Genomic DNA, 2506 nt, shown 5'->3' on the forward strand with positions numbered 1-2506 from the left:
CCTGCTCGAACAACTCTTCAATCTCCCCGGCATGGCTGCTGACAAACTTCGCCAATGTCGTAAAGTGGGGAACGGTATCGCAGGACAGTGCCTTGAAGATGATGTTGGTCTCGCAGCACCACTGCATTTCGCGACTGGAGGTGATGCCTTTGGAGTAGGCGAACAGGATGATCTTCAGCAGGATGGCCGGATTGTAGGCTAAGCGGCCGGTGTCTTCGTTGCGGTATTTGGGGTGGAAAACTGACAGGTCCAGCTTGTGTTCGATCAGGTAGTGCACCGCGTGTTCAAAGGTGCCGGGTTGAAGCTGTTCCTGGTAGTTGATCACGACCAGGGCGCTCTGGTCGTAGTTGTAATGCTTGAAGCGAGGCATGCCAACGACTCCTTGTCTGTTTGCCTGATCCTATCAAACCGGGAGGGGATTTTCGGGGTTTTTCTACAGCCTCAACGCCGCCAGCATGCGCGGCTACGAAATGGAGGCGAAGCCGCAATGTAGTAGGCGTCGCCGTGCCTGGCCTTGTTAGCCATCACTTGCAGCTCGCGTTCAATACAAAGTGTGAGTTGCCCTCGCGGAAAACTAGATTATTTCTAGCAGCCTGCTCACTGATTCCACTCTGGTCTGACTGGAAGTATGTATGACCCTGATCGTCTTTTCTTTCGCACGACAGTGAAGTGCCGGAATCAAGATCAAAAAACGCTAGCGTGCACGAGTAGGAGCCCTCAGAAAGTTGAAAGGATTCCCGCTGCACATCGGACTTTGGCGTGAGCTCAAACACAAACTGAACAGTCCGCTTTGCCGCACCACTGGACTTCACCGCAGCAGTCACGTCCTCCATTTCGACTTTGCAGGTGGCGGTATCTGCCGACGCACTAAAGGCGGGTAGCGCAATCAAGAACAGCCAGCAACATTTTAATCGGGTCATCCTGGACCTCTCAGTAATGGCTAACGCTCGGCACACGTGCCGATTTGGAGCCGCGAAGCGGCGGAAAAGCGGTCACCGTGCTGCCGCTTGTTAGCACTAATACGGCGGATAAAAGGACCAAGGACTTCTATGCCCATGTTGAACCTCCCAACGACAGTGCTCTAGGACTTTATCTTTAAGTAGATCGTAGCGATCTGATAGTTGATGGACTACGATCAGGAGGACAAGATTAAGTAAAGTACCACCAATTGTTTGAAAGCTTGTTGACCCATGCAAGGACTGATTTCTCCACTTATAGACAATATCGAAAGGGTCTTCAGAATTATCAAGGGTGTAAATATGATCCCTAAATTCATCTAATGCTTTTCTCAGGTCATCATTCGCGATATTTTTATGGATGAGGAATAATAAGTCTCTCAGGCTTGAACACTGCTTTTGATTCCACCGTCCGTTTGGATCATACTCTCTTGTGCCACCACTTTTATTTGGGACATCGAATCTCGTAATTACGCTCCCATCCATAGCGACGTAGGCATTACAGAACTTCTTCGAAACTGCCTCCAACAAGGGAAAGGCTAAATAAGCCAAGGTTAAGGATGACTCTTGAAGAAAATACTTGGCATTATGCGGTATTCGATTTTCTGCTTCAGCTTGCTTTCGCCATTCCTCTTGATCTGCTGCGGGCTTTTTACAATGAACAAGAGAAGATCGGATGCAAGTTTCAAATAGCTTTCTAAGTTCATGCTCTTCGTGGTCAAAGAACGCTGTTTCTCTATATAGAATAACTTCCGAACACCAGGACCAAAGTCCAAAATGATCTTGATCAACGATAGTATTCAGGCCAGGCAATAGGAGAACTTTGGTTAATCCATCGATTGCCGCAACTAGCTGATCGAATCCGAGCTCATGAAACTGAAGACCATTCCGTAACAGCCTATATTGCTCCGACTGCCCACCAATAGCCATTCCTCCGTCTGGCTGCTGAACGGCATTGCACCAGTTGTCACAAAGCTCTCTAATTTTTTGCGGTGAGATCATCGTCATGCTCCACTAGGTGCTAACAGCAATTAAACCGCATTCCACGATATTGCAAAAAAGTGCGTTCTCGATAACTCCCACTTTTCGGCTATGTTTCACGGGCCCAAGCTCCAAGTTTAACAACACCTTAGTTCAGTTGTTGCCACATCACCATGTAATCGCTTGAGTTCTTTATTCGTGGATTCAACCAATATCCGCGGCCATGGTGGCCGCCCACCCCAGTGACCGCTTGCCACAGTCGGCACTGGCGCCGTCGTTATATTCCTGGGGCAAGTTCTGTACTATCGGCTTCTGCCATAATCAGGGCAGGTGCTGTTCCACGCACCTGTTTGTCCACGCACCCGAGTCGAGTTGCCGGTTCATGAAGAATCTGACTTTCTCATCCCACTATGCCCGCGCCATTCTGTATGGGCTGGAGAAGTCCGGTGGCCGGGCGGATGAGTTGCTGGTGGCGCACGGCATTGACCCGGCCATGATTCGCCCGCCCAAGGCGCGGGTGCCGACGGATCAATTTATCCGGTTGTTTCGGCTGGCCTGGCGGGAACTGG

3 protein-coding genes are annotated in these 2506 nt (G+C 50.0%); 1 reads left to right on the plus strand and 2 read right to left on the minus strand.

The window, feature by feature from the left end; translation table 11 throughout:
• Both GRX64_RS06235 and GRX64_RS06240 read right to left on the minus strand, forming a co-directional pair.
• A partial coding sequence (locus GRX64_RS06235; RefSeq protein WP_166264792.1) for a transposase occupies positions 1-370 on the minus strand: 370 nt, incomplete at its 3' end.
• Positions 371-1016: 646 nt separating this feature from the next.
• Positions 1017-1958 carry a hypothetical protein gene (locus GRX64_RS06240; RefSeq protein WP_166264795.1) on the minus strand — a complete coding sequence of 314 codons (942 nt, stop codon included), beginning with the start codon at positions 1956-1958 and terminating at the stop codon, positions 1017-1019.
• Positions 1959-2319: 361 nt separating this feature from the next.
• Between GRX64_RS06240 and GRX64_RS06245 the strand changes: the two genes are divergently transcribed.
• A partial coding sequence (locus GRX64_RS06245; protein ID WP_166264737.1) for an AraC family transcriptional regulator ligand-binding domain-containing protein occupies positions 2320-2506 on the plus strand: 187 nt, incomplete at its 3' end.

Source organism: Marinobacter caseinilyticus (assembly GCF_011074955.1).
Lineage (GTDB): Bacteria > Pseudomonadota > Gammaproteobacteria > Pseudomonadales > Oleiphilaceae > Marinobacter > Marinobacter caseinilyticus.

What these genes read in the sequence shown, in the direction of transcription:
- GRX64_RS06240 (WP_166264795.1), bottom strand. Translation starts at nt 1,958, where the DNA reads ATGATCTCACCGCAAAAAATTAGAGAGCTTTGTGACAACTGGTGCAAT.